General features: G+C 68.1%; 22 protein-coding genes. 9 read left to right on the forward strand and 13 right to left on the reverse strand.

Annotated elements, in window-relative coordinates:
- Positions 1–173: 173 nt before the first annotated feature.
- The 5 genes from GQ57_RS20750 to hpnI form a co-directional block, all read right to left on the reverse strand.
- Positions 174–731 (reverse strand): hypothetical protein, encoded by a 558-nt coding sequence (locus GQ57_RS20750; RefSeq protein ID WP_031400067.1) that lies wholly within the window; start codon positions 729–731, stop codon positions 174–176.
- Between the two features lie 87 nt (positions 732–818).
- On the reverse strand, positions 819–1,868 hold the full coding sequence (locus tag GQ57_RS20755; protein ID WP_031400066.1) for an HpnL family protein: 1,050 nt from the start codon (positions 1,866–1,868) through the stop codon (positions 819–821).
- Positions 1,865–2,749 (reverse strand): hopanoid biosynthesis-associated protein HpnK, encoded by an 885-nt coding sequence (gene hpnK, locus GQ57_RS20760; RefSeq protein WP_031400065.1) that lies wholly within the window; start codon positions 2,747–2,749, stop codon positions 1,865–1,867. Before hpnK ends, GQ57_RS20755 begins: the two co-directional genes overlap by 4 nt.
- Before the next feature lie 3 nt (positions 2,750–2,752).
- Positions 2,753–4,195 (reverse strand): hopanoid biosynthesis associated radical SAM protein HpnJ, encoded by a 1,443-nt coding sequence (hpnJ, locus tag GQ57_RS20765; RefSeq protein WP_306426965.1) that lies wholly within the window; start codon positions 4,193–4,195, stop codon positions 2,753–2,755.
- Between the two features lie 138 nt (positions 4,196–4,333).
- Positions 4,334–5,506 carry a bacteriohopanetetrol glucosamine biosynthesis glycosyltransferase HpnI gene (gene hpnI / locus GQ57_RS20770; RefSeq protein WP_034198898.1) on the reverse strand — a complete coding sequence of 391 codons (1,173 nt, stop codon included), beginning with the start codon at positions 5,504–5,506 and terminating at the stop codon, positions 4,334–4,336.
- Between the two features lie 638 nt (positions 5,507–6,144).
- Here hpnI and GQ57_RS20775 point away from each other — a divergent pair.
- Complete coding sequence (locus GQ57_RS20775) at positions 6,145–7,143, forward strand: LLM class flavin-dependent oxidoreductase (RefSeq protein ID WP_034198899.1); 999 nt, start codon at positions 6,145–6,147, stop codon at positions 7,141–7,143.
- Positions 7,144–7,170: 27 nt separating this feature from the next.
- On the opposite strand, the gene GQ57_RS20780 is transcribed toward GQ57_RS20775, so the two are convergent.
- Positions 7,171–8,235, reverse strand: a complete 1,065-nt coding sequence (locus GQ57_RS20780) for an alpha/beta fold hydrolase (RefSeq protein ID WP_031400061.1) — start codon at positions 8,233–8,235, stop codon at positions 7,171–7,173.
- Between the two features lie 175 nt (positions 8,236–8,410).
- On the opposite strand from GQ57_RS20780, the gene pdxY reads away from it, so the two are divergent.
- The 3 genes from pdxY (at position 8,411) to GQ57_RS20795 (ending at position 13,223) form a co-directional block, all read left to right on the forward strand.
- Positions 8,411–9,271, forward strand: a complete 861-nt coding sequence (pdxY, locus tag GQ57_RS20785; protein WP_031400060.1) for a pyridoxal kinase PdxY — start codon at positions 8,411–8,413, stop codon at positions 9,269–9,271.
- A gap of 276 nt (positions 9,272–9,547) precedes the next feature.
- A complete protein-coding gene (locus GQ57_RS20790) occupies positions 9,548–11,692 on the forward strand; it encodes a phosphocholine-specific phospholipase C (protein ID WP_034198900.1) in 2,145 nt (714 codons plus the stop codon).
- 382 nt (positions 11,693–12,074) lie between these two features.
- The gene (locus GQ57_RS20795) at positions 12,075–13,223 is read left to right on the forward strand and encodes a branched-chain amino acid ABC transporter substrate-binding protein (RefSeq protein ID WP_034198901.1); all 1,149 of its coding nucleotides are present in this window, start codon (positions 12,075–12,077) and stop codon (positions 13,221–13,223) included.
- A gap of 132 nt (positions 13,224–13,355) precedes the next feature.
- Here GQ57_RS20795 and GQ57_RS20800 read toward each other — a convergent pair whose 3' ends face one another.
- Positions 13,356–14,117: a FadR/GntR family transcriptional regulator gene (locus GQ57_RS20800; RefSeq protein WP_031400057.1), complete on the reverse strand. Its 762-nt coding sequence runs from the start codon at positions 14,115–14,117 to the stop codon at positions 13,356–13,358.
- A 358-nt stretch (positions 14,118–14,475) separates the two neighbouring features.
- On the opposite strand from GQ57_RS20800, the gene gudD reads away from it, so the two are divergent.
- Positions 14,476–15,828 carry a glucarate dehydratase gene (gudD, locus tag GQ57_RS20805; protein WP_034198902.1) on the forward strand — a complete coding sequence of 451 codons (1,353 nt, stop codon included), beginning with the start codon at positions 14,476–14,478 and terminating at the stop codon, positions 15,826–15,828.
- Positions 15,829–16,005: 177 nt separating this feature from the next.
- On the opposite strand, the gene GQ57_RS20810 is transcribed toward gudD, so the two are convergent.
- From GQ57_RS20810 to GQ57_RS20820, 3 genes are all read right to left on the reverse strand, one after another.
- Positions 16,006–16,470 carry a DUF2214 family protein gene (locus GQ57_RS20810; RefSeq protein ID WP_034198903.1) on the reverse strand — a complete coding sequence of 155 codons (465 nt, stop codon included), beginning with the start codon at positions 16,468–16,470 and terminating at the stop codon, positions 16,006–16,008.
- Positions 16,471–16,509: 39 nt separating this feature from the next.
- Positions 16,510–17,319: a hypothetical protein gene (locus GQ57_RS20815; protein WP_031400054.1), complete on the reverse strand. Its 810-nt coding sequence runs from the start codon at positions 17,317–17,319 to the stop codon at positions 16,510–16,512.
- A 237-nt stretch (positions 17,320–17,556) separates the two neighbouring features.
- Positions 17,557–18,621: a glycosyltransferase family 4 protein gene (locus GQ57_RS20820; protein WP_031400053.1), complete on the reverse strand. Its 1,065-nt coding sequence runs from the start codon at positions 18,619–18,621 to the stop codon at positions 17,557–17,559.
- 563 nt (positions 18,622–19,184) lie between these two features.
- Between GQ57_RS20820 and GQ57_RS20825 the strand changes: the two genes are divergently transcribed.
- Positions 19,185–21,017 (forward strand): ABC transporter ATP-binding protein, encoded by a 1,833-nt coding sequence (locus tag GQ57_RS20825; protein WP_034198904.1) that lies wholly within the window; start codon positions 19,185–19,187, stop codon positions 21,015–21,017.
- Positions 21,018–21,089: 72 nt separating this feature from the next.
- On the opposite strand, the gene otsA is transcribed toward GQ57_RS20825, so the two are convergent.
- A complete protein-coding gene (otsA, locus tag GQ57_RS20830) occupies positions 21,090–22,469 on the reverse strand; it encodes an alpha,alpha-trehalose-phosphate synthase (UDP-forming) (protein WP_031400051.1) in 1,380 nt (459 codons plus the stop codon).
- Positions 22,466–23,218 (reverse strand): trehalose-phosphatase, encoded by a 753-nt coding sequence (gene otsB, locus GQ57_RS20835; protein ID WP_034198905.1) that lies wholly within the window; start codon positions 23,216–23,218, stop codon positions 22,466–22,468. Before otsB ends, otsA begins: the two co-directional genes overlap by 4 nt.
- 281 nt (positions 23,219–23,499) lie before the next feature.
- On the opposite strand from otsB, the gene GQ57_RS20840 reads away from it, so the two are divergent.
- From GQ57_RS20840 to GQ57_RS20850, 3 genes are read left to right on the forward strand one after another with little or no spacing between them, the layout of a single operon-like run.
- Positions 23,500–24,135, forward strand: a complete 636-nt coding sequence (locus GQ57_RS20840) for an SCO family protein (RefSeq protein ID WP_031400049.1) — start codon at positions 23,500–23,502, stop codon at positions 24,133–24,135.
- Positions 24,136–24,147: 12 nt separating this feature from the next.
- On the forward strand, positions 24,148–24,600 hold the full coding sequence (locus GQ57_RS20845; RefSeq protein ID WP_031400048.1) for a copper chaperone PCu(A)C: 453 nt from the start codon (positions 24,148–24,150) through the stop codon (positions 24,598–24,600).
- Between the two features lie 10 nt (positions 24,601–24,610).
- Positions 24,611–25,480: a cytochrome c oxidase assembly protein gene (locus GQ57_RS20850; protein ID WP_031400047.1), complete on the forward strand. Its 870-nt coding sequence runs from the start codon at positions 24,611–24,613 to the stop codon at positions 25,478–25,480.
- Positions 25,481–25,502: 22 nt separating this feature from the next.
- On the opposite strand, the gene GQ57_RS20855 is transcribed toward GQ57_RS20850, so the two are convergent.
- On the reverse strand, positions 25,503–25,994 hold the full coding sequence (locus GQ57_RS20855; RefSeq protein ID WP_034198906.1) for a GNAT family N-acetyltransferase: 492 nt from the start codon (positions 25,992–25,994) through the stop codon (positions 25,503–25,505).
- Positions 25,995–26,052 lie beyond the last annotated feature (58 nt).

The raw sequence follows: 26,052 nt of genomic DNA on the forward strand, positions 1-26,052 counted from the left end.
CTTGCACGCGATTGCTGCGTCGCAACAATTCGTCCCGCCATTTGCAACCCCGGCGTACGCCGCTGTTTCAAAAGGAAAAAAGCCGCTCCCTGACAAGCACATAACGCGCAGGGAAGCGGACTTTTTGCAATTTTCCGGTCGCTTTTTCGATATAGCGCCGAAGACGGGTGCGACTACCGACCCTTCAAAATGTCGGAGCGTGAAGTCGTATAGACCCGCCCGTCCGGGCCGAAATGGACGTTGAAGAACGCATCGGTGTTGACGCCGTCCTCGAGCCAGCGCCAGCTCCAGACCGTCTCGGGCTTGAGCGGATACTCCGCGATGTCGCCGGGCTTGCCGAGCAGGCGCCGCACCTCGTCCTCGTTCATCCCGGGCTGCACCTTCGCGAAATTCTCCGCGGTCAGCACCTGTGTCGCCCCGATGAAACGGCCGTTCGCATCGAGATCGACGAACCACGTCTGGTTGCCCATCGGGCCGCGCGGATATTCGAGCCGCTTCGAGCCGTCGGTGAACGCGCGCTCGGTCTCGGGCTTGCCCATCGTGCCGCGCACGTCGGCCTCGGTCGATTCCCCGGGCTTCAGCCCTTTCAGCAGCAGCGGCGCGGGCTTGATCGCGGTGAAGAAGTCCCTGATACGTTGCACGTCGAGGTTGCCTTGCTTGTCGTCGCAGCCGGCCAGCGCCAGCGCGGCGGCCAGCATCGTGGCGGGAAGCAGCCGGAAACGGAAATTCATCGGAAGAAATGCGCGTCGAGAAAACACGCGGCAAGGATACCCGTGCGACGCCAAAAGCGCGAGACGGGCGCGCGGCCCGTCTCGTCTTCAATGCGTCGTTTCGGTTTCCGTGTCGGCCTCGGCCGCGCGGCGCGCCGCCTGCGGCGCACGCGGCACGGCCGGCGCCGCGCCGATGCGGCGGCGCGTACGCATCAGTTCGGCGAGCTGCCACGAACCGAGCGCGAGGCAGCCGAACAGCACCTCGCGGCCGCGCTTGACGAGCGCGAGCGACAGCGCCGTCTCGCGGTCGACGCCGAACATCTGCGCGAGCAGCACGACGGTCGCCTCCTGCACGCCGAGGCCGCCCGGCACCATGAACGCCGCATGCCGCACGGCCTGCGTCATCGCCTCGATCGCGATCGCGCCGCCGATCGACACCGGATGGCCCAGCAGCGCGAGCGCCCAGTAGATCTCGAGCGCGCCGAGCACGTAGCCGGCCAGTTGCCAGAAGAACGCGCTGAACAGCAGGCCCGTGCGCGACATCAGCGCATCGATGTCCGCGTCGAGCCGCTTGCCGTCGACGCCCTGCAGCAACCGGTGCGAATCGCCCAGCAGGCGGCCCGCGAAACGCTCGATCGCGTGGAAGATCCCGCCGCGGCGCATCAGCACGACGCCGAGCACCGGCAGCGGCAGCGTCAGCAGCAGCGCGAGGCCGATCGTGCCGCCGCCCATGTCGTGCGTCGTCGCGAGCAGCAGCACGAAGCCCAGCGCGGCGAACGCATACTGCACGACGATCGTCACCAGCACCTCGACGATCACCGACGCGGTCACGCGGCTCGCGTCCGGCACCTGCCAGCGCGCGAGCCGGATGCCGACGATTTCCCCGCCGATTCCGGCCACCGGCAGCAACCGGCTCACCGCTTCGCGCACGGTCGCGATCCACCACAGGAACGGCAGCGACGAGCGCCGGTCGAGCAGCAGGTGCCACGCATACGCGTCAAGCAGCAACGGCAACGCATGAAACGGCACGAGCCACAGCAGCGCGTAACCGGCGCGCGCGAGCATCTGCGACACGTCGCCGACGCCCTCGTGCAACCCCAGCGCAATCAGGATGCCGATGCCGACCGGCCAGCCGAGCCACTTGATCCACCGGGTCATGACGGCTGCGCTCCCCGCGCGCGCGACGCAGGCGCGCCGGATCGCGCCGCAGGCTGGCCGAACACGTCGGCAAAACCGCCGGTCGCGACGCCGGCCGCCTTCAGCGCCGCCGCGACGCGCGGCGACAGCAGCGCATCGAGTTCGTCCACCGGGCGGTAGCCGGCCATCGTCGGCGTGATCGGGCCGTCGCCGGCCTCGGCCGGATGGCAGTAGATCTCGCCGACGCCCTGCGGCAACCTGGCGAGGGCATCGAGCAGCACGGCCTCGTCCATCGCGCCCGTATGCTCGATCCCGACCACGTAATCGTTGTGCGCGAGCCCCGCGCGGTCGAGCCGTGCGCGCACGAGCGCGATCCACGGCTTGAGCAGCGCGGGCGCGCTCGTCTCGTACGGCAGCCGCACCGCGCGCAGCCCGTAGTCGCGGCCGATCTCGATGATCATCGACAGCACGGTCGGATGCAGGTGGAAATGCTTGTGTGCGTTCACGTGGTCGAGCGGCAGGCCGCTCGCCGCGAACGCGTCGAACTGCGCACGGATCTCGCGGCGCAGTTGCGCGCGCACGTGCGGCAGGAAGAAGAAGCGGCAGCCGTCCTTCGCCATCGCGTCGCCGAACCGCCCGTCGGGGCCGACGAGCGCGGGAATCTCGCGGGCGGGCAGCGTGGCCGGCCCGTCCGCGAGGACGAGATGCAGGCCGACCGCGAGCGACGGCAGCCGCCGCGCGCGTTCGATCGCGTCCTGCGCGGCCGGCGCGCCGACCATCAGGCTCGCGGCGTTCAGCACGCCGTCACGGTGCGCGCGCTCGACCGCCGCGTTCACGCGCGGGTGCAGCCCGAAATCGTCGGCGGTGAAGATCAGCGCCCGCGCCGCCCGCTGCGTCGCCACGAATCAGGCCTCGTGCGCGCGCAGGAAGCGGAAGAACTCGACGCCTTCGCGCAGGCGGCGCTTCATCATGTCCCAGCTCGTCAGCATCTCGCGCACGATCTCCCAGATCTTCGACGGACGGAAGTAGAACTGGCGATAGAACTGCTCGAGATGGTGATAGATCTCGTCGCGCGACAGGTGCGCATAGCCGATCGCCGCCAGCTGCACGCCTTCCTTGCTCACCAGGTTGATCGTCTTGTTCTCTTCCATCCAGCCGTTTTCCACGGCCTGCTTGTACAGCGTCGTGCCCGGATACGGTGCGGCGAGCGAGACCTGGATCGTGTGCGGATTGATTTCCTTTGCGTACTCGATCGTCTTCTTGATGGTCTCCTGCGTCTCGCCCGGCAGGCCGAGGATGAAGGTGCCGTGGATCTTGATGCCGAGCTTCTTGCAATCCGCGCTGAAGCGGCGCGCGAAATCGGTGCGCACGCCCTTCTTGATGTTCACGAGGATCTGGTCGTCGCCGGATTCGAAGCCGACCAGCAGCAGGCGCAGGCCGTTTTCCTTCATGACCTTGAGCGTCTTGTACGGCACGTTCGCCTTCGCATTGCACGACCACGTCATGCCGAGCTTGCCGAGGCCGATCGCGATCGCTTCCGCGCGCGGCAGGTCGTCGGTGAAGGTGTCGTCGTCGAACATCAGTTCCTTCACTTCCGGCATGTTGTCGCGGATCCACTTCGCTTCCGCGAGCACGTTCTCGACCGAACGCGTGCGGTAGCGATGGCCGCTGACCGTCTGCGGCCACAGGCAGAACGTGCAGCGCGACTTGCAGCCGCGGCCCGTGTAGATCGACACGTACGGGTAGTTCAGGTAGCCGATGAAGTAGTTGTCGATCTTCAGGTCGCGCTTGTAGACGGGCGCGACGAACGGCAGTTCGTCCATGTTCTCGAGGATCGGACGCGCTTCGTTGTGCTCGATCGAGCCGTCCTTCGCGCGCCAGCTCAAGCCCTTGATCTCCGGGAATGGCTTGCCTTCGGCGATTTCCTTGCAGGTGTAGTCGAACTCCTCGCGGCACACGAAGTCGATTGCCTCGCTCGCCGTGAGCGAGTTGTGCGGATCGACCATCACCTTCGCGCCCACCATGCCGACCAGCATCGACGGCTTCATCTTCTTGAGATCCTGCGCGAACATCGCGTCGGTCGGGAACGACGGCGTGCTCGTGTGGATGATCACGAGGTCGTAGTCGTTCGCGATCTTCAGCGTCTCCTCGACCGACAGGCCGTCGGCCGGCGCGTCGACGACGCGGCTGCCCGGCACAAGCGCGGCCGGCTGCGCGAGCCAGGTCGGATACCAGAAGGAACGGATTTCGCGCTTCGCCTGATAGCGCGAGCCGGCTCCGCCGTCGAAGCCGTCATACGAAGGGGCCTGCAAGAACAGCGTTTTCATGAATGCTCCGGTAGCCTGCATAGTTCGATTCGTTGCAACGATTCAGTCAAAAAACCGCGGGCCGCCCTGCCGGCGCCCGCCTCTCTGTCATGTCGCGCCGCCCGGCCGCTCGCCGCGCAGCGCGTCTCGGCCCTCGGGCCGGGTTCGGTCGGCACGGCCCTAGCGGCCGTCTGCTGCCTCCACGGCCGCCGCGCGTTCGCTGCCGACGACCGTCATCCTCGCGCCGCGCCACACGACGTGCGTGCCGAACGCGGCGACCAGCCACTCGAGCGCGAGCAGCGTGTCGCGCACCGCGACGAGCGGCAGGTCGCGCCAGAACGCGCGCCAGCCGTCCTCGCCGCGCGCGTGCAGCACGAGCCGCCCGAATGCGCCGACCGCGGCCGCCCCGCCCGCCAGCGAGCCGGCGAAGGTTCCGTCGAGGCGCAGCGCCAGCGCCGCGCCGATCGCGAGCCACGGCACGGTAAACGTAATGAACAGGAATGCAAAGCCGGCCGGGTTCAGCGAGCGGATCGTGCGCAGCCAGCGCGTCTCGCGGTGCCACAGCGGCCCGAACGACGGCTCGATCACGTCGGTCGCGACCTCGACCTCGGACAGCACGGTGCGCCGCCCGAGGCGGCGCGGCAGCTCGGCCAGCCAGAAATCGTCGGCCAGCTCGTCCTTCAGCGCGGGAAAGCCGCCGATCCGGTCGAGCGTGTCGCGCGTCAGCGCGAGCGTCGCGCCGAAGCCGAAGCGGCTGGAACGGCCGAGGTGCGTGATCCGCACCGACGGCGCGAACCATGCGTCGACGAACTGCGCCCCGATGCGCGTCCAGAACCCGCCGACGCTGCGCGCATGATACAGGCACGTCACGACCCCCACCGACGCATCGGCGAGCGGCGCCGTCACGCGCTCCAGATAGTCGGGCTGCACCGCGATGTCGCTGTCTGCGATCACGATGCGGCCGTATTTCGCGCGCTCGGCGAGATTGATCAGGTTGCTGACCTTCAGGTTCTTGCCATGCACGCGTGCATCGATCACGAGCGTGATGTCGCATCCGGGATGGTCGGCGCGCAGCCGCTCGACCACGCCGACGGCCGGATCGGCCGCCGACGCGACGCCGAACAGCACTTCATAACGCGGATGGCGCTGCTCGCAGAATGTCGCGAGGTTTTCGTACAGATGCGGCTCCGCGCCGCACAGCGGCTTGAGCACGCTGATCGGCTCGAAGCCGTCGCGCACGGCCGTACGCGGCGTGCGCGGCCGCGGCGCGAAGGCGGCGACGAGCGCATAGCCTGCCGCGGCCAGCGCGAAGACGATCAGGAGCCAGTCGAGCAGCGTGGCGGTTGGCGTCATGCGCGACGCCTCCCGGCGACCCGAACGCCATGAAGCACGCCTGAGCGAGATTGAACGTGATGCGGTATTCCGGCAGCAACGATCGCGGGCACGACCCGACTCCTTGTTCCAGCAGCGTCTGTATATATGAGGAAGGCCCGACCTCTTCTTCGGGTAGGACCATGCCCGGCCGCGCGTGGCACCTCGGCGCGACACCCGGGCGGGATGCGGGAAGACTCGAATGGCTACCTTCGGCGCAACGTGGTCAGGCGCCGGATTTTAGCAGTCTGCGGCACCCCGCGCTCGACGCTACAGGAAACGCACTGGTGCAATTCCGGCAAAGCTGCGCAGACGGCGGACCATTGGGTCGACCCCGCGTTCACGTTAGCGTAAGCGGTTTGCAGGCGTATTGCAGTCTTTAAAATCAAACGTTTCGTGCAAATTTGTGTGTCGATGCGGATTCGCGTCGAATCGCAGTAAAGATTGGTAATTGATCACCGATTGAATTGATTTTTGCAACAATCTCCAATATCGCCGAGGCACCCCTGTAAGGCGCATGGGTATCGCCGCGCCGCCAGCACGTTCCGGAACCCTTTGGCAAAATCCGTGACATTTGTTGCGTACGCGCATCACCGCGCTCCCTCTTCGAAGGCCACCCGATGACTCCGTTTTCCGTACTCGACCTCGCTCCCATTCCGGCCGGCGCCGACGCCGCCCAGGCCTTCCGCAACACCGTCGATCTCGCCCAGCATGCGGAGCGATGGGGTTACCGGCGCTACTGGCTCGCCGAGCATCACAACATGCCCGGCATCGCGAGCGCGGCGACTTCCGTCGTGATCGGCCACGTCGCCGGCGCCACGCGGACGATCCGGGTCGGATCGGGCGGCATCATGCTGCCGAACCACGCACCGCTCGTGATCGCCGAGCAGTTCGGCACGCTCGCGTCGCTGTATCCGGGGCGCATCGATCTCGGCCTCGGTCGCGCGCCCGGCACCGACCAGACCACGTCGCGGGCGCTGCGCCGCGACCTGATCGGCAGCGCCGATTCGTTTCCGGACGATGTCGCCGAGCTGCAGCGCTATTTCGCGGAGCCGGTGCCCGGCCAGCGCGTGCGCGCGGTGCCCGGCGCGGGGCTCGACGTGCCCGTGTGGCTGCTCGGCTCGAGCCTGTTCAGCGCCCAGCTCGCCGCGATGCTCGGGCTGCCGTTCGCGTTCGCGTCGCACTTCGCGCCGGATTACCTGATGCGCGCGCTCGAGATCTATCGCGCGCAGTACCGGCCGTCCGCGGCATGGCCGAAGCCGTATGCGATGGTCGGCGTCAACGTGTTCGCGGCCGATACCGACGACGAGGCGCGGCGCCTGTTCACGTCGCTGCAGCAACAGTTCATCAACCTGCGGCGCGGCACGCCGGGCAAGCTGCCGCCGCCCGTCGACGTGCTCGAGGCGAACGAACTCGAACTCGCGAACGTCGCGCATTCGCTGTCGTTCGCGGCGGTCGGCTCGCGCGACACGGTGCGCGACAAGCTGCGCGACCGCATCGCGCAGACGGGGGCAGACGAGCTGATCATCACCGCGCAGATCTACGATCACGCCGCGCGGCTGCGATCGTTCGAACTGGCCGCGCAGATCCGCGACGAGCTGGCGGGCGACGCTCGCTGACGGCGCGGGCCGCCCGCGGGCGGCCTGTCACGGCTGCGGGTGCACGGCTCCCAGCCCGTCGAGCAGCGCCTTGTGGAACGCATCCGGATCCTGGATCTGCGGCGCATGCCCGAGCGCCGGGAATTCGACGAGCTGCGCGCCCGGAATCGCGGCCTGCGTGCGCTTTGCAAGCTCCGGATAGTGGCCGAGCTTCGCGTGCACGTCGGGCGGCGCGACGTCCTTGCCGATCGCGGTCGTGTCCTTGTCGCCGATCATCAGCAGCGTCGGCGCGCGGATCGCGCCGAGTTCGTAGACCACCGGCTGCGTGAGGATCATGTCGTAGATCAGCGCGGAGTTCCACGCGACCGCGTCGCGGCCGGCGCCACGGTACATGCCTGCCAGCATCTGCACCCAGCGCTCGTACGACGGCGACCACTTGCCCGCGTAGTACGTGCCCTGCTCGTAGCGGCGGATACCGTCGGCGGTGGTTTTCTGCTCGCGCGCATACCAGTAGTCGACCGACAGCGGCGGCACGCCGAGCGCCTTCCAGTCCTCGAGGCCGATCGGGTTCACGAGCACGAGCTGGTCGGTCGCCTTCGGATACATCAGCGCGTAGCGTATCGCGAGCATCCCGCCCGTCGAGTGGCCGACGATCGTCGCCGACTTCACGCCCACCGATTCGAGCAACGCGTGCGTGTTGCGCGCCAGTTGCTGAAAGCTGTACTGGTAGCGATCCGGCTTCGACGATTTGCAGAAGCCGATCTGGTCCGGCGCGATCACGCGATAGCCGGCGCGGCTCAGCACGCCGATCGTGTCCTCCCAGGTCGCCGCGCAGAAGTTCTTCCCGTGCAGCAGCACGACGGTACGGCCGTTCGGGTGCGCCGGCTGCACGTCGAGGTACGCCATTTCGAGGGTTTCGCGCTGCGACACGAACGCATGCACGTGCACGGGCTCCGGATACGCGAACCCCTCCAGACGCGGGCCGTATACGGGCCCGTCATTGTCGGCGGGCGGCGCGGCGGCGGCCACGGCAGGCATGGCGCACGCGGCGGCGACGCCCGCACCGAGCGCGGCGGCGCGCACAACACTCAACATCTTGCGAATCGAAGGCATGGCGATCAGGGTGATTGGAGACGCACGCGGGCAGCCGGGCCGCCTCGCGCTCCGCGATTCTACGCGGTCGCGTTGACGACGGCGCGCAACACTCCGGCGCCGCGCGACTTACGCGTGCGCGGCGAACTCGGGTATCGTGTGGCGTGACCCCTGAAACGCGTGCAGGCGAATTCCCATGAAAAACGTCCTCAGCATTCAGTCGCACGTCATCTACGGCCATGCCGGCAACAGTGCGGCCGTGTTCCCGATGCAGCGCCTCGGCGTGAACGTCTGGCCGCTCAACACCGTCCAGCTGTCGAATCACATGCAGTACGGCCACTGGGCAGGCAGCGCGATCGATGCCGCCAAGATGGAGCAGCTCGTCGACGGCATCGCCGCGATCGGTGCACTCAAGCGCTGCGACGCAGTGCTGTCCGGCTTCCTCGGTTCGCCGCCGCAGGCGCGCGCGGCGGTCGACATCGTCCGCTCGGTGAAGGCGATGAATCCGAACGCGTGGTACTTCTGCGATCCGGCGATGGGCCAGACGGGCGGCATCCGGCCCGAGCCCGGCGTCGAGGAGTTCATGGTCCAGGAGATGCCGGCGCTCGCGGACGGCATGTCGCCGAACCACACGGAACTGCAGAAGCTCGCCGGACGGCGCATCGAGACCGTCGCCGAAGCCGTCGACGCGTGTCGCGCACTGATCCGCCGCGGCCCGCAGATCGTCCTCGTCAAGCACCTGCACGACCGCAACAGTCCGGCCGACCGTTTCAACATGCTCGCCGTCACCGAGACCGAAGCGTGGATCGGCCAACGGCCGCTGTACGCGTTTCCGCGCCATCCGGTCGGCGTCGGCGACCTGACCAGCGCGATCTTCGTCGCGTGCCGGCTGCGCGGCGACACCGTGCGCGCCGCATTCGAGCACACGCTTGCGGCCGTGCACGCGGTCGTGAAGGCCACTTACGATGCGCGCCGCTACGAGCTCGAACTCGTGGCCGCGCAGGACGAAATCGCGCGCCCGAGCGAATGGTTCGGCGCCTGGGTGACCGACGCCTGACGCACCGGCATCGCCCTTCGCTTCCCCGGCGCGCCTCCCGCGCCGCTCCGCTGTCCCGCTGTCCCGCCCGTGCCCCTGTCGCGCCGCGATCGCCGTCGATAGGCGGATCGACGCCGCCCCACGCGGATGCAAACGTTTCCGTACTTCACATGAATGACACCGATTCCTCGCTATGCTCGCGGCGGCACAACCCGGCGCAGCCGCATCCTGCGACCCGGGCGCGCCCTTCCCGCAGGTCCCGCCAATCGGCTCCCCCTTTACCCCACGATAACGACCATGACCCGATCGAATCGTCGTGACTTCCTGCGCGTCGCCGCCGGCACCGCCGGCGCCGCCGCGCTGAACCTGTTTCCGCCCGTGATCCGCGATGCGCTCGCGATTCCCGCGAACCGCCGCACCGGCACGATCCGCGACATCGAACACATCGTGATCCTGATGCAGGAGAACCGCTCGTTCGACCACTACTTCGGCACGATGCGCGGTGTCCGTGGCTTCGGCGATCCGCGTCCGTTGCGCCTCGCGAACGGCAAGTCGGTGTTCCACCAGCCGGTCGGTCCGGCCGAGCTGCTGCCGTTCCATCCGGGCGCGGACAACCTCGGCCTGCAGTTCCTGCAGGATCTGCCGCACGGCTGGCAGGACATGCACGCCGCATGGAACAAAGGCCGCTACGACCAGTGGGTGCCGAACAAGGGCACCACGACGATGGCGCACCTGCAGCGCGACGACATCCCGTTCCACTACCAGCTCGCCGACGCGTTCACGATCTGCGATGCGTACCACTGCGCGATCCCGAGCTCGACCGACCCGAACCGCTATTACATGTGGACGGGCTACGTCGGCAACGACGGCACCGGCGGCGGCCCGGTGCTCGGCAACGAGGAACTGGGCTACGGCTGGACGACCTATCCGGAAGTGCTCGAACAGGCCGGCGTGTCGTGGAAGATCTACCAGGACATCGGCACCGGGCTCGATGCGAACGGCTCGTGGGGCTGGACGCAAAACCCGTATATCGGCAACTACGGCGACAACTCGCTGCTCTACTTCAACCAGTACCGCACCGCGCTGCCCGGCACGCCGCTGTACGACAAGGCGCGCACCGGCACCAACATCAGCGCGGGCGGCACGCTGTTCGACGTGCTGCAGCAGGACGTGAAGAACGGCACGCTGCCGCAGGTGTCGTGGATCTGCGCGCCGGAAGCGTATTCCGAGCATCCGAACTGGCCGGCGAACTACGGCGCGTGGTACATCGAGCAGGTGCTGCAGGTGCTCGTGTCGAACCCCGACGTGTGGAGCAAGACCGCGCTGTTCATCACGTACGACGAAAACGACGGCTTCTTCGACCACGTGCCGCCCCCGTTCGCGCCGCAGTCGCGCGACAACGGGCTGTCGACGGTCGCGACGACCAACGAGGTGTTCCCCGGCGACGCATCGCACATGGCCGGCCCGTACGGGCTCGGGCCGCGCGTGCCGATGCTGGTCGTGTCGCCGTGGACGAAGGGCGGCTGGGTCTGCTCGCAGACCTTCGATCACACGTCGCTGCTGCAATTCATCGAGGCGCGGTTCGGCGCGCAATACCCGGTCAGGGCCGCCAACGTGTCGCCGTGGCGCCGCGCGGTGTGTGGCGACCTGACGTCGGCCTTCGATTTCGCGACGGCCGACGCCGGCTGGCCGACGCTGCCGGACACGAGCGGCTATGCGCCGCCCGACCGCCTGCGTCATCCCGACTACATCCCCGTGCCGCCGTTGCTGCAAAAGCTGCCGAAGCAGGAACCCGGGCTGCGGCCCGCGCGGGCGCTGCCGTACGAGCTGTTCGCGCACGGCCGCGTCGAATCGGCCAACGGCCTGTTCCGCCTGACCTTCGCGAACACCGGCCGCGCGGGCGCGTCGTTCCAGGTCCAGTCGCGCAACCGTCTCGACGGCCCGTGGACGTACACGGTCGAAGCCGGCAAGCGGATCGCCGACACATGGAGCGCCGCGGCGTCGCTCGGCCTGTACGACCTCGACGTGTACGGCCCGAACGGCTTCTACTGCCATTTCCGCGGCCCGTTCGCGACCGGCGTCGGCAGCGCGAACGTGAACCCCGAGGCGCTCTACGGCTACGACGTCGCGAACGGCAACATCACGCTGCGCCTGATGAACCGCGGTCACAAGGCCGTGCGGCTCAAGGTCACGAACGCCTACGGCCACGGCCGTGCGCGCACGTACGACCTCGCGCCCGGGCAGCAGGTCGACGACTACTGGGATCTGCGCGGCAGCCACGGCTGGTACGACCTGACCGTCAGCGACGGGCGGCTGCTCGGCTTCCTGCGCCGCTTCGCGGGCCATGTCGAGACGGGCCGCCCGAGCACCAGCGATCCGCTGATCCGCACGAGCGCGTCGCACTACGACGCCGAAGCCGCATCGGACGCGCTGTCCGACTGACGGCACCCCGTGCGCGGCGCGGCTCCGACGGGCCGCGCCGCCTTTTCATCCGGTTTCTCCGCCCCGCTTCTCCGCCCCGCCTCCCGCCCGTTCCGTTCGCGACGGGAAACTCCCGATACCGGCCGCCGCCGCCCGCGCGGAAGCTATGCGCAAATCCGCATCGAATGCGCGGCAAATCGCCAAGACCCGGGCATATCGGCGACCTATATATCGAGGCGATCGGGCCTCGTTGCCGAGCCTGACGGGAGACGTTTCCGAGAGTCACAACGCCGACCTCCCTGCCCGATTCCGAGAAGCGGTCGAACCGCCCGCCCGTCGCATGCGTCCGGCCCGCCCGGGCGCGTGCGGTACTCACTCGCAGGTGTCGAACAAGAGGACCCTCATGAAATTCCGTCATTCCCTGCTGTCGGCGTCGATTGCAGCCGCGCTTGCCCTTCTCTCGCAACAGGCCGCCCGGGCCGCCGACACGACCGACGTGAAGGTCGGCTTCGCCGCGCCGCTCACGGGCGTGAACGCCGGCTACGGCAAGGATCTGCAGAACGGCGTGCAACTCGCGCTCGACGACGCCGCCGCGCAGAAGGTGCAGATCGCCGGCAAGCCCGCGCACTTCGATCTCGTCGTCCAGGACGACCAGGCCGACCCGCGCATCGGCGTGCAGGCCGCGCAGGCGCTGGTCGACCAGAACGTGTCGGTCGTCGTCGGCCATTTCAACTCGGGGACGACGATTCCGGCCTCGGTCGTCTACGACAAGGCCGGCGTGCCGGTGATCGATCCGGCCGCGACCAACCCGACGCTCACGTCGCGCGGGCTCGCGAACATGTTCATGGTGATCGCCACCGACGGCCAGAACGCCGGCAACGCGGGCAAGTACGCGGTCGACGTGACGAAGGCGAAGCGCATCGCGATCATCGACGATCGCACCGCGTTCGGCCAGGGCGAGGCCGACGAGTTCGAGAAAGCCGTCAAGGCCGCCGGCGGCACGCTCGTCGGCCGCGAGTTCACCAGCAACCAGGCAGTCGACTTCCGCGCGCAGATCACGAGCCTGAAGGCCAGGAATCCCGACCTGATCTTCTTCGGCGGCCTCGATTCGCTTGCCGCGAACTTCATCAAGCAGATGCGCCAGCTCGGGCTGAACGCGCAGTTCGTCGGCGGCGGCGGAGTGAAGGACAACGAGTTCATCAAGATCGCGGGCCCGGCCGCCGAAGGCGCGATGGCATGGGAGTACGGCCGGCCGCTCGACGAGCTGCCGCAGGGGAAGGATTTCGAGCAGCGCTTCAGGAAGCGCTTCGGCGTCGATGTGTTGTCGTACGCGCAGTTCGGCTACGACGCGGCGTGGGCGGCGATCAAGGCGATGCAGGCGGCCGGCTCGACCGATCCGAAGGTCTATCGCCCGGCGCTCAAGAAAATCGATTTCGAGGGTGTCACCGGCCGCATCTCGTTCGCCGGCGACGGCTCGCTGAAGAGCGGGATGTCGACGCTGTATCAAGTGAAGAGCGGTGCGTGGAAGACGATCACGACGAAGGGAGGCTGAGCGGAGCGGGCCGACGACGGCCGGCGGCGGATACGCCGGCCGGCCCGGGAGATCGAGGCAGCCGCCCCGATCTTATATGACGACTGATGTTGAGGCCGTTCGGCCAAGGCCTGCGGCATGCAGGCCTGCGCGTCAGCCGGCCTGCGTGTCGCGTTCGGCCTCGGCGGCCTCGTGCGCGCGGCGCAGCCGCTCGCGGCTGTTGGTGAGGTGCGTACGCATCGCCGCGCGGGCGGCCTCCGGATCGTGGCGCGCGATCGCCTCGTAGATGTCCTCGTGCTCGTGGTTGAGCCGGCCCACGTAACGCTCGAGATCGTCGCCGGCGAAGCGCGCCGAATTCACGCGCGTGCGCGGAATGATCGACGTGCCGAGCTGCGTCATGATGTCGACGAAATAGCGGTTCCCGGTGGACTGCGCGATCTGCAGATGGAACTGGAAGTCGAGCTGCGCCGTGTCGCGGCCGCCGCCCGCACCCGTCGCGATCGCGTCGAGCGCGCGCCGCAGCGCGGCGAGGTCGGTATCGTTCGCGCGCTGCGCGGCGAGGCTCGCGCATTCGCTTTCGAGGCTGATGCGCAGTTCCAGCACCGCGAGCACGTCGCGCAGCGTGGTGATCGTCGCGGGATCGATGCCGAGCGTCTGGCGGCGCGACGGCTCCAGCACGAAGCTGCCGATGCCGTGGCGCGTCTCGACGAGACCGCTCGCCTGCATCCGCGAGATCGCCTCGCGCACGACCGTGCGGCTCACGCCCTGCGCCGCCATCACTTCGGTTTCGGTCGGCAGCTTGTCGCCGGGACGCAGCGTGCCGTTCTCGATCTGCGCGGTCAGCGCGTCGACGACATCTTGTGCGAGGCTGCGTGCGCGACGGCGCGGCGCTGCGGGAAGCGTGGGCACGGACATGAGGCCGGTTCCTTTTTGAATGATCGTAATGTGAGCCGAGGGTTTACGCGGGGTTTGAGCGAAAGCCGATGATTCATTATACTGCGTCACAAGTCATCCGACGACTGATGATCGATGCACGGATCTCCTGTCGACTCGAGTCGGCACTCCGGCGCCGCCCGGTCCCGTGCGTTACGATCAGCCAGCGTTCGCATTCCGCGCTCCGCCGGTCAGGTTGTCGCGCTCCCCCGTTCCGGGTTGCGGTCGACATGCAGGCCTTGCGCGCCGTGCACGTCGGTTGTCGAATGATCGCACCTCCCGCCGCGTGCGGCAAAGCTTTTGCCGCACGGCATCGCCCACCCTTTCGCCATCGCCGCCCATGAACGCCGTCACAGCCTCGCCTTCCCCCGACACGCCGCGCATCGTCGATCTGCAAGCGATTCCGGTCGCCGGCCACGACAGCATGCTGCTCAACCTGAGCGGTGCGCACGGTCCGTTCTTCACCCGCAACCTCGTGATCCTGAAGGACAGCGCGGGCCGAACCGGCGTCGGCGAGGTACCGGGCGGCGAAAGCATCCGGCGCACGCTCGACGATGCGCGCGCGCTCGTCGTCGGCCAGGCGGTCGGCAATTACCATGCGGTGCTCAACGACGTGCGGCGCACTTTCGCCGATCGCGACGCGAGCGGCCGCGGGCTGCAGACCTTCGACCTGCGCACGACGATCCACGCGGTCACCGCGCTCGAGGCGGCGCTGCTCGACCTGCTCGGCCAGCATCTCGGCGTGCCGGTCGCCGCGCTGCTCGGCGAGGGCCAGCAGCGCGAACGCGTCGAAATGCTCGGCTACCTGTTCTACATCGGCGACCGTACGAAAACCGCACTGCCCTATCGCGACGGCCGCGGCGCGACCGACGACTGGACACGCGTGCGCGACGAAGCCGCGCTGACGCCCGAGGCGGTCGTGCGGCTCGCCGAAGCCGCGCACGCGCGCTACGGCTTCAACGACTTCAAGCTGAAGGGCGGCGTGTTCGAGGGCGCAAGCGAGATCGAGGCCGTGACGGCGCTCGCCGAGCGCTTCCCGGACGCGCGCGTCACGCTCGACCCGAACGGCGCGTGGTCGCTCGACGAGGCCGTGCGGCTGTGCCGCGATCAGCATCACGTGCTCGCGTACGCGGAAGATCCGTGCGGCGCGGAGAACGGTTACTCCGGCCGCGAGGTGATGGCCGAATTCCGTCGCGCGACGGGCCTGCCGACCGCCACCAACATGATCGCGACCGACTGGCGTCAAATGGGTCACGCGATCCAGTTGCAGGCCGTCGACATCCCGCTCGCCGATCCGCACTTCTGGACGATGCAGGGTTCGGTGCGCGTCGCGCAGATGTGTCGCGACTGGGGCCTCACGTGGGGTTCGCACTCGAACAACCACTTCGACGTGTCGCTCGCGATGTTCACGCATGTCGCGGCGGCCGCGCCGGGCCAGGTCACCGCGATCGACACGCACTGGATCTGGCAGGACGGCGAACGGCTGACGCGCGAGCCGCTGAAGATCGAGAACGGGCTGGTGGACGTGCCGAAACGGCCGGGACTCGGCATCGACATCGACATGGATGCCGTCGCGGTCGCGCACGAACTGTACAAGCAGCATGGGCTCGGCGCCCGCGACGACGCGGCAGCCATGCAGTATCTGGTTCCGGGTTGGACCTTCAACAACAAGCGCCCCTGTCTCGTGCGTTGAGCGCGTTGACCGAGTTGAGCGCGGCACGGACCGGGCGGCAGGATCGCCCGGCCGCAACCCGGGCGGGCGACATACCGCGGCACGCGCCGGACCGGCTGGCGCCGGGATGAAGATGTTGCTCAGGTCGCACGGATCCGGATTACGCTGGTGGCGACGCCAACCGTGTCCGGCCGGCCCCTAGCCGGCCAAGCCGATCCCCCGCGCCATTCCCGACGCGGCAAACACGATGACGACCACGAGCAGCGCCTGCCAGTGGCCGATCCGCACATAGGTGCGTGTCCGGCCGAGATCGGGCATCTGCCGCTGCCGCGCGGCGACGCGCCAGCGGATCAGCCCGAGCATCGGCACGACCTCGAGCAGCAGGATCAGCACGAGCGCCGTCATCTTCAGGTGAAAGAGCGGTTCGTGCAGGTAGTACGCAGTGCCTTTCTCGAAACCGCCGAACGCGCGCGCGAGCCCCGTCACGATCAGGACGAGCGCCGACAGCCCCCACACGGCGTCGGCCTTGAACACACCGGGCAGGTCGGACGCCTGCGCCGACGCGATGAGCCGGCGCAGCGCGCGGTTGCGCCCCGCGATCGCGGCAAACGCGACGCCGAACGCGCTCAGGTGAACGGCAGCCAGCAACCAACGGACGATCATCGCCCCTCCCTGTCGCCCGCACGCCGTGTGCGGGCCCTGTCAGACGATCTGCTTGAGCGCGGCATCGAGCGCCAGCACCGCGACGCGGTCGCCCTCGGTCACGAGCGGCGCGCGCATCACGATTTGCCGGTTATGGCCGACAGCCGCCGGCGAATCCCACAGCAATTCCACCTTCGGCCGCCGGAACAGGCCGCCGCGGGGCGCCGGCGCCGCAGCCGGCTGCCCGCCCGGCTCACCCTGCCCGCCCGTCACCGGCGCCGCCCGGCCCGGCCAGCGCACCGATAGTTCGCGTGCGTCGTACTGGCCGACCTTGCGGCTTTCCATCCAGACGATCGCGGTGCGCGTGAGCACGTCGAGCGAAATCGCATAGCGGCCGACCGCGAAGCGGCGGGCGGCCACGTTGGTTCGCCACAGCGGCCGCGGGCGGCAGATCCAGACGATCGCGGCATAAAGCGCCGGCGCGGCGACGAGCCAGCCGTTGGTCGCCGTTACCGCATGCAGCGCGTGACGCCAGCCGGCCGCCCAGGCGAACGCACCGATCGACCAGACCGCAAACAGGAAACCGATCAGTGCAAAGACCCGCAGCGCCTGCCGCAGCCACTGCGGCAGCGGGTGGAACGGCCGTTCGGCGCGCGCAACGGCGCCCGGCAGCGCGAGCAGCAGGAAGATCAGCAGGAGATAGACGAATGCCCACGGCGACGACACCATCGCCGACAGCGACGAGCGATAGCCCATCTGGGACATCGAGAACAGCCAGCGCGCGAGCAGCACGAGACCGATCGCGCGCAACGCGAAGATCACACCGGCGCCGGGGGCCGGCGCTGCGCGCGTGGATTTCGTTCTCGCCAAGACTGCTCTCCTCTGGATATTCGTAAGGGGCCGGATTTCACGGCACGGCCATTATAGGGACATTACCGTCTGGACAGACGGCCGGATGACCTGCCGGGCCGCTTCGAGGGCCGTTCGCGGTATCGGGCGCGGCGAGAATACAACAGATCCGCGCCGCGGATGTGACAACGCCCCGCCGGAAACCCGGGCGGGGCGTCGTTCACTGGCCGTGCGCCGCCGCGCGGCGGCGGCCGGCAATCAGCCTGCGTTGACTTCGCGGAGCACCGTGCGGCGCTTCTGACGCAGCAGTTCCTCGTAGCCCTTCACGTAGTTCTGCGCCATCACCTTCGACGAGAAGCGGGCTTCGAACGCGGCGCGGACCTTCTCGCGCGGCAGCGTGTCGAGGCGCTTGAGCGCGGCGACGGCCGACAGTTCGTCTTCGACGACGAAGCCCGACACGCCGTTGTCGATCACTTCCGGCACCGAACCGCGCTTGAACGCGATCACCGGCGTACCGCAAGCCATCGCCTCGATCATCACCAGGCCGAACGGCTCCGGCCAGTCGATCGGGAACAGCAGCGCGTGCGCGTTGCCGAGGAATTCGGTCTTCTCGGCCTCGCTGATCTCACCGATGTACTCGACGTGCGGCAGCGCGAACAGCGGCTTGATCTTTTCTTCGTAGTACGCGCGGTCGGCCTTGTCGAGCTTCGCGGCGATCTTGATCGGCAGGCCGGCCTGCTCGGCGATGCGGATCGCCGTGTCGACGCGCTTCTCCGGCGAGATGCGGCCGAGGAACGCGAGGTAGCCCGGCTTCACGTTCGGGATCGGCGTCAGCAGGTTTTCCGGCAGGCCGTGGTAGACGGTCGACAGCCAGTTCGCCTGCGGCAGCGGGATGCGCTGGTTGTCGGAGATCGACACGACCGGCACGTCGGTGAATGCGTTGAAGATCGGCTGCAGTTCCGGCAGGTCGAGACGGCCGTGCATCGTCGTCAGATGCGGGACCGGCTGGCGCGAGAACAGCGAGAACGGGTAGTAGTCGATATGGCAGTGCAGGATATCGAACTCGTCCGCACGGCGGCGCACCTGCTCGAGGAGCAGCATGTGCGGGGCCATCACGTCGCGGATCGTCGGGTCGAGGCGCAGCGCCTGCGGCCAGCAGGCTTCGAGCTTCGCGGAGGTTTGCGAATCGCCGCTCGCGAAGAGCGTGACGTCATGCCCCATCTCGACGAGTGCTTCGGTGAGATAGGACACCACTCGCTCGGTGCCACCGTACAGTTTCGGGGGGACCGCTTCGTGCAACGGAGCGATTTGGGCGATTCGCATGCGTAACTCCTAAAAAATCGGCTAAAAACCAGGTATGGGTCGGCAACCTGCCGGCGGTCCGGGCTGGATGCATTTCGTCCGAAGATCGGACGAATCAGCCTGCCGGGGGCGTCGGACCCGCGCTGCTCGAGGAGCGTCGGCGACGTGACAGGCTTAGAACGTTTGAAACGAAGACCCGTTGACAGGGGTTCGTAAAAAACCTGGAATCGAACCCGAAGCCGATTATCTAGGGTTAATCCCGATACGGCGCACAACATTTCAAACACTTTACTTTGTTACAAAGGTGCAACACTTTGCAACCCGCGGACTTGGGTGTCCGTTCTAGAGTGGAAGGCCCTTTTGGCATCCCTTGCACCCGTCGCTGCCGGCAGCGTGATTCCGGCACATGAGGCAGGACGGGATGCCGGATTTTATCTCAAAATCGATCGCGAGCCGCGGCCCCAGGCAAGATTCGCGCAGCGCGATGCACGGCCTTGTTTACAATGCCGGATTATTCAGTCCGGGCGAACGTCGGCATGTGCCCCAGCCGCCACGCTCAATCACAGAATCACCGCACGCATATTTTGGAATCTCTCACCCCTGCCCAGCGCAACGCCCACAACGCGAAGCTGTCGAGCTACGCGCATCGGCCGATCGCGTTCCTGTTCCGCTACATCCGCCTGCATCCCGTCGCTCATCTGGTCGTGCTCTGCAGTGTGCTGGCCGCCGTCGGCTGCGCACTCGGTTCGCAATACGCGATCAAGCACCTGATCGACGTGCTTGCGGCCGGACGCCATCACCCCGGCCCGCTGTGGAGCGCGTTCGCGCTGCTCGTCGGGCTGATCGCCGCCGACAACCTGCTGTGGCGCGTCGGCGGCTGGTTCGCCGCCCACACGTTCGTGGCGGTCACCGGCGACCTGCGACGCGACCTGTTCCAGTACCTGATCGGCCATTCGCCGACCTACTACGCCGAAAAGCAGCCCGGCACGCTCGCGAGCCGCATCACGGCCACGTCGAACGCCGTCTACACGTCGGAAAACACGATGGCGTGGAACGTGCTGCCGCCGTGCATCGCGGTGATGGGCGCGATCCTGATGATCATCGTCGTCAACCCGATGATGGCGGCCGGCCTGCTCGGCTGCTCGGCAGTGCTTGCCATCGTGCTGTTCAAGCTGGCCGGTCGCGGCTCCGCACGCCATCACACGTTCGCGGCGAAAGCCGCGGCGGTCGACGGCGAACTCGTGGACGTCATCGGCAACATGGGCCTCGTGCGCGCGTTCGGGATGACGCTGCGCGAGCAGAAGCGCTTCGGCGCGACGGTCAAGGCCGAGATGGACGCGCGCCAGCAAAGCCTGCTCTATCTCGAGAAGCTGCGCCTGCTGCATGCGGTGATCACCGCGATGCTGTCCGCCGGCCTGCTCGGCTGGGCGCTGTGGCTGTGGGACCAGGGTCGCGCGACGTCGGGCGACATCGTGCTCGTCAGCTCGCTCGGCTTCACGATCCTGCACGGCACGCGCGACCTCGCGGTGGCGCTCGTCGACGTCACGCAGCACATCGCGCGCCTGTCCGAAGCCGTGAAGACGCTGCTCGAGCCGCACGGGATGCCGGATCGCTCCGACGCGCAGCCGCTGTCCGCCAAGGGCGGCCGCGTCGACTTCGAGCGCGTGACGTTCGCGTATCCGCATCGCCGCGCGATCCTCGATCACTTCGACCTCCATATCGAGCCGGGCCAGCGCGTGGGCCTGATCGGCAAGTCCGGCGCCGGCAAGTCGACCGTGCTCGCGCTGCTGCAGCGCTTCTACGACACGCAGGACGGCGCCGTTCAGGTCGACGGCCAGGACGTGAAGACGATCACGCAGGACAGCCTGCGCCACGCGATCGCGCTCGTGCCGCAGGACATCTCGCTGCTGCACCGGACGATCTACGACAACATCGCGTACGGTCGCCCCGAGGCGACCCGCGAGGAAGTGCTCGCCGCCGCGCGCGACGCCCGCTGCGCGGAGTTCATCGAGGCGATGCCGGAAGGCTACGACACGATCGTCGGCGATCGCGGCGTCAAGCTGTCGGGCGGCCAGCGCCAGCGCATCGCGATCGCGCGCGCGATCCTGAAGGACGCGCCGATCCTGCTGCTCGACGAAGCGACGTCGGCGCTCGACAGCGCATCGGAGGAAGCGATCCAGAGCGCACTCGACCGCCTGATGGTCGGCCGCACGGTAATCGCGATCGCCCACCGCCTGTCGACGTTGCGCAACTTCGACCGGATCATCGTGATGAACAACGGCAAGGTGATCGACGACGGCCCGCCCGACGAGCTGCGCAACCGCCCGGGCCTGTACCGCGACCTGCTCGCGAAACAGCACGGCCGCCATCACGCGCCGCCCGACGGCAACACGCCGACCGGCGAACGCGCGGCCTGACCCGCCGGCCGACAAAAAAAGCCGCAGCGCTTCCCGCGCTGCGGCTTTTTTCATGGCGCCGGAAACCGCCGGCTATGCGAGCTGCAGATCGCGCAGGAAGTTGTCGCGCCACACCGACACGTTGTTCTCGCGAAGCTGCGCAATCATGTCCGCGTAACGCGCGCGCCGCTCGGCGAGCGGCATCGTCAGCGCCTGCGACAGCGCGTCGGCCATTCCGTCGATATCGATCGGATTGACGATCAGCGCGCCCGTCAGCTCGCGCGCGGCGCCGGCGAAACGCGACAGCACGAGTACGCCGGGATCGTCCGGATCCTGCGCTGACACGTATTCCTTGGCGACGAGGTTCATCCCGTCGCGCAGCGGCGTTACGAAGCCCACGCGTGCGAGCCTGTACAGCGCGGCCAGCAACTGGCGGTCGTACTGGCGGTGGATGTAAAGGATCGGCGCCCAGTCGAGTTCAGCATAGCGGCCGTTGATGCGCCCCGACTCCGCCTCGAGTTGCAGGCGGATGTCCTGGTAGGCACGCAGGTCGGCGCGCGTCGACGGCGCGATCTGCAGGAACGACACGCGGTTGCGGATCGATGCCTGGTGCTCGAGCAGCTTCTCGAACGCGCGGAAGCGTTCGACCAGCCCCTTCGAATAATCGAGCCGGTCGACGCTCATGATCAGTTGCCGCCCGCGCAGCGACGTCGCGAGCGTGCGCACGGCCTTGCCGTGCTCGCCCGCCTTCGCGAGCGACGCGATCTCGTCCGGATAGACGCCGATCGGATAGGCGGCCGCGCGCAGCGTCTGGCCGAACGCGCGCACGCGCACCGTCTGCCCGTCACGCTCGACCGTCCCGCCCGCCTCGTATTCGACGTAGTCGCAGAACGCACGCAGGTCGGGTTCGGTCTGGAAGCCGAGCAGGTCGAACGCGCACAGCGACTCGACGAGCTCGCGGTGCGGCGGCACGTTGACGAGCACCTGCGCGGCCGGAAACGGAATGTGCAGAAAGAAGCCGATGCGGTTCTTCACGCCCGCCGCGCGCAGCGCACGCGCGAACGGGATCAGGTGATAGTCGTGCACCCAGATCACGTCGTCGTCCTGCAGCAGCGGCACGAGCTGCTGCGCGAGCCAGACGTTGACCCGGCTGTAGCCTTCGAATTCGTGGCGATCGTACTGGATCAGGTCCGCGCGGTAGTGGAATGCCGGCCACAGCGTCGCGTTCGAAAAACCGCGGTAATACTGTTCGTAATCGCGGCGCGACAGCCCGACGGTCGCGAACGTCACCGGCCCGCGCTCCTCGACGCGGATCTGCGGCGCGCCGGAGGCGACCACCTCGCCGCTCCAGCCGAACCACATGCCGCCCGTCTCCTTCAGCGCATCGTAGACGCCGATCGCGAGACCGCCCGCCGCCGGCTCGCCTTCCGAAATCGGCGCGACGCGGTTCGAAACGATGATGAGCCGGCTCATGCGTGCGGCTGCTCCGCGCCGAGCCAGCGCGCGATCTGCTCATGCAGCGCGTCGACCGAATCGAGCCGGATGCGGGCGGACGTCTCGCCCGCGCCGACCTTGATCGACAGGCCGCCGCGCGCATTGACCACCGCGAAGCCCTTCTCGTCGGTCAGGTCGTCGCCCGCGAACACCGGCATGCGGCCCGCGAACGGCGGCTCGTCGAGGAACGCGGCCAGCGCGCGCCCTTTGTCGACGCCCTTCGGCTTGATCTCGAACACCATCTTGCCGGGCTGCAGCACATACGCATCGGCGTAGTCGGCAACCAGGCGCTCGGTCGCTGCGCGCGCCACCGCCTCGCGCTCGGGCGCGTTGCGGTAGTGCAGCGCGACGGCCGCACCCTTGATCTCGAGCAGCATGCCCGGATGACGGTCGACGACGGCCGCCAGCTCGCGCTCGATGCGCAGCAGCCGTGCGTCGTTGAAACCGATGCGCTGCGTGTCGCCGTTCGCATCGCGGCGCTCCGCGCCGTGCAGGCCCGCGATCGGCAGGCCCGGCATCTTCAGGAACGTGTCGAGGTTGTCGATGCCGCGCCCGGACACGATCGCGACCGCGCCGTGCGAGCGGCGCTGCAACGCGTCGAGCAGCGTCAGCAGCGTCGGCGGCACGTGAATGCTGTCGGGCGTCGGCGCCAGTTCGACAAGCGTGCCGTCGAAGTCGAAGAAGAACGCGGTATCGGTCAGGGACAGGGAAGCCGGAACGGATTGCATCGATTCGATAGTCTGAGGGGCGGCCGGCAAGCGCGGGGCCGCCGCTGCGCGCATGGAATTGTGCGCATCTTACCGCGCCTGCGCATCGAGATGGGCGAAACCGCCGCATCGCCGGCATCGCGCCGCGGATCGCGTCAACTGCGACATATTGCCCCGCCCGCCCGTGGCGTACGGATTTCGAAAGGACGCGGGCGCACGAATTGCGCTACAGTCGCAACCGCCTGCCGCGCGACGCATGGCGCCGCGCCGCCGGCCACCATTCCGTCCGATCGAGCTCCTGGATGTCGTCTGCCCGTCCCGCGCCGCACCGGCGCTTCTCCCGCCTCATCCGCACGGCCGCGGCCCTCGCCGCCGCCGTGGCGCTCGCCGCGTGCACGCACGACGAGCCGCGCTGGAACCTGACCAACGTCACCGGCCACCTGCCCGACCTGTCGTTCACGCTGACGGGCGGCGACGGCCATCCGGTCGACGCCGACGCCTTCCACGGCCGGATCGCGCTCGTCTACTTCGGCTACACGCACTGCCCCGATGTCTGCCCCGAAACGATGGCGCGGCTGATGGACGTGCTGGCCAAGCTCGGCCCGCAGGCAAACGACGTACGCATCCTGTTCGTCTCGGTCGACCCGGCGCGCGACACGCCGCAGGCGATGCAATCGTATGTCGCCGCGTTCGACGCCGCGCATGCGCGCGGCCTGACCGGCACCGACGGCCAGATCGAATCGCTCGCGAAGCGCTATCGCGTCGCGTACCAGATGGAAAAACGCGATCCGTCCGGCGGCTACGAAGTCACGCACAGCTCGGCCGTCTACATCTTCGACGCGGCCGGCCGCGCGCGCCTGCTGGCGACCGACCGCGATTCGCCCGACGCCATCGCCGCCGATCTGCGCCGGATCATCGACACCGCCTCCACGACCTGAACCCCAACCGACATGAAAACGACCACGAAGACGACCCTCAAGACGTTCGCCCTCCTCGCCGCGCTGTGCGCAGGCGCCCACGCGTATGCCGCCGGCACGATCACGGCGCAGAACGCATGGGTGCGCTGGCTGCCGAACAAGCTGCCCGCGGGCGGCTACGTGACGCTCGTGAACGCGGGCGACAAGCCCGTCGATCTCGTCGACGTCGACAGCCCCGACTACGGAATGGCGATGCTGCACCAGACCGTCTCGAACGGCTCGACGCAGAAAATGGAAATGGTCGACAAGCTGACGATCCCCGCGCGCGGCAAGGTCGACATCGCGCCGGGCGGCTACCACTTCATGCTCGAAGAACCGACGCACGCGATCAAGCCGGGCGACACCGTGCACCTGCGCCTGAAATTCTCCGACGGCGAAACGATCGATGCGCCGTTCGCGGTGAAATCGCCGGCCCGGACGAAGTGATGCGCGCGCGATGAACCTCCTGTACTGGCTCGATCCGTGGGAACCGTCGCCGACCGTGGTGATCGCGGTGCTGACCGCCGCCGTGTTGTTCGCGCGCGGCGTGAAGAAGGCGAAGGTATCGCCGTTGCGGCAGTTCTCGTTCTGGTTCGGGCTGACGGCGCTCTACGTCGCGCTGCACACGCGGCTCGATTATTTCTTCGAGCATGAATTCTTCATGCACCGCGCGCAGCACCTCGTCCTGCACCACCTCGGGCCGTTCTTCATCGCGCTGTCCTATCCGGGCGCGGCAATCCGCGCTGGCATCCCGTTTCGCTGGCGGCAACGTTTCGTGCGCCCCACGCTCGCGTGGGCGCCCGTGCGGGCGACGCTCGACGTGGTGTTCCATCCCGTCGTCGCGGTCGTGCTGTTCGTCGGGCTGATCTATTTCTGGCTGCTGTCGCCGATCCACTTCATCGCGATGCTCGACTGGCGTCTCTATCGCGTGATGAACTGGAGCATGGTGATCGACGGGCTGCTGTTCTGGTGGCTCGTCGTCGATCCCCGTCCCGCGCCGCCCGCACGGCTGTCGCCGGGCCGCCGGATCCTGATCGTGGTCGCGGCAATCCCGCCGCAGATCGCGCTCGGCGCGCTGATCTTCTTCACGCCGCACGAGCTGTATCCGATCTATTCGATCTGCGGCCGCGCATTCACGTGGCTCAGCCCGCTGCGCGATCAGCAGATCGGCGGCCTGCTGCTGTGGATTCCCGGCTCGATGATGAGCGTGATCGGCGCGCTGATCGCGCTGCGGCACTGGCTGCGGCTGTCCGCGCGCGGGCGCCTGATCGACGAACGGGCCGCGCCGCGCGCGGACCGGCCGCCGGTCGCAAACGCGGCGCACTGACCGCCGCGCCGCGCGTGGCGATTCACGCGCGTGCGCTGCTCATCCACACGTGCGGGATGCCGTCCTCGTCGTGCACGTCGGAACTCGGCGTAAAGCCGAAGGCCCCGTAAAACCGCTGCAGGTGAGCTTGCGCATGCAGGCTCACCGGCGTATCCGGCCACTGCACGCGGATATGCTCGAGCGCGCGCGACAACAGCCCGTTGCCGAGGCCCGCACCACGAAACGCCGCGGCGGTCAGCACGCGGCCGATGCGGACATCGGTGTGCTGCGCATCCGGCAGCAGCACGCGCAGATAGCCGGCCAGGCGGCCGGCCGGATCGTACGCGGCCAGGTGCCACGCGGACTGATCCGCGTCGTCGATGTCGCGATACACGCAGTTCTGCTCGACGACGAACACCGCGCTGCGCGCCTCGAGGATCGAATAGACTTCGCGCGCCGTCAGCGCGTCGAAGGATTTCCAGCGCCAGTCGAGATCGGCGACGCTCGGGGAAGCGGCGGGTGCGGATGCGTTCATGTGCGGTCCTGATTCGGGCGCGCCGGCCGGCGCGCGGCAATCGTCGATTATGCCTCGA

The sequence above is a fragment of the Burkholderia sp. MSh2 genome, from assembly GCF_000731655.1.
GTDB lineage: Bacteria > Pseudomonadota > Gammaproteobacteria > Burkholderiales > Burkholderiaceae > Burkholderia > Burkholderia paludis.

Bases quoted from the DNA above. Each gene is read 5' to 3' on its own strand.
- GQ57_RS20750 (WP_031400067.1), bottom strand. From the start codon at position 731: ATGAATTTCCGTTTCCGGCTGCTTCCCGCCACGATGCTGGCCGCCGCG.
- GQ57_RS20755 (WP_031400066.1), bottom strand. From the start codon at position 1,868: ATGACCCGGTGGATCAAGTGGCTCGGCTGGCCGGTCGGCATCGGCATC.
- hpnJ (WP_306426965.1), bottom strand. From the start codon at position 4,195: ATGCAGGCTACCGGAGCATTCATGAAAACGCTGTTCTTGCAGGCCCCT.
- hpnI (WP_034198898.1), bottom strand. From the start codon at position 5,506: ATGACGCCAACCGCCACGCTGCTCGACTGGCTCCTGATCGTCTTCGCG.
- GQ57_RS20775 (WP_034198899.1), top strand. From the start codon at position 6,145: ATGACTCCGTTTTCCGTACTCGACCTCGCTCCCATTCCGGCCGGCGCC.
- GQ57_RS20780 (WP_031400061.1), bottom strand. From the start codon at position 8,235: ATGCCTTCGATTCGCAAGATGTTGAGTGTTGTGCGCGCCGCCGCGCTC.
- pdxY (WP_031400060.1), top strand. From the start codon at position 8,411: ATGAAAAACGTCCTCAGCATTCAGTCGCACGTCATCTACGGCCATGCC.
- GQ57_RS20790 (WP_034198900.1), top strand. From the start codon at position 9,548: ATGACCCGATCGAATCGTCGTGACTTCCTGCGCGTCGCCGCCGGCACC.
- GQ57_RS20795 (WP_034198901.1), top strand. From the start codon at position 12,075: ATGAAATTCCGTCATTCCCTGCTGTCGGCGTCGATTGCAGCCGCGCTT.
- GQ57_RS20800 (WP_031400057.1), bottom strand. From the start codon at position 14,117: ATGTCCGTGCCCACGCTTCCCGCAGCGCCGCGCCGTCGCGCACGCAGC.
- gudD (WP_034198902.1), top strand. From the start codon at position 14,476: ATGAACGCCGTCACAGCCTCGCCTTCCCCCGACACGCCGCGCATCGTC.
- GQ57_RS20810 (WP_034198903.1), bottom strand. From the start codon at position 16,470: ATGATCGTCCGTTGGTTGCTGGCTGCCGTTCACCTGAGCGCGTTCGGC.
- GQ57_RS20820 (WP_031400053.1), bottom strand. From the start codon at position 18,621: ATGCGAATCGCCCAAATCGCTCCGTTGCACGAAGCGGTCCCCCCGAAA.
- otsA (WP_031400051.1), bottom strand. From the start codon at position 22,469: ATGAGCCGGCTCATCATCGTTTCGAACCGCGTCGCGCCGATTTCGGAA.
- otsB (WP_034198905.1), bottom strand. From the start codon at position 23,218: ATGCAATCCGTTCCGGCTTCCCTGTCCCTGACCGATACCGCGTTCTTC.
- GQ57_RS20840 (WP_031400049.1), top strand. From the start codon at position 23,500: ATGTCGTCTGCCCGTCCCGCGCCGCACCGGCGCTTCTCCCGCCTCATC.
- GQ57_RS20845 (WP_031400048.1), top strand. From the start codon at position 24,148: ATGAAAACGACCACGAAGACGACCCTCAAGACGTTCGCCCTCCTCGCC.
- GQ57_RS20850 (WP_031400047.1), top strand. From the start codon at position 24,611: ATGAACCTCCTGTACTGGCTCGATCCGTGGGAACCGTCGCCGACCGTG.
- GQ57_RS20855 (WP_034198906.1), bottom strand. From the start codon at position 25,994: ATGAACGCATCCGCACCCGCCGCTTCCCCGAGCGTCGCCGATCTCGAC.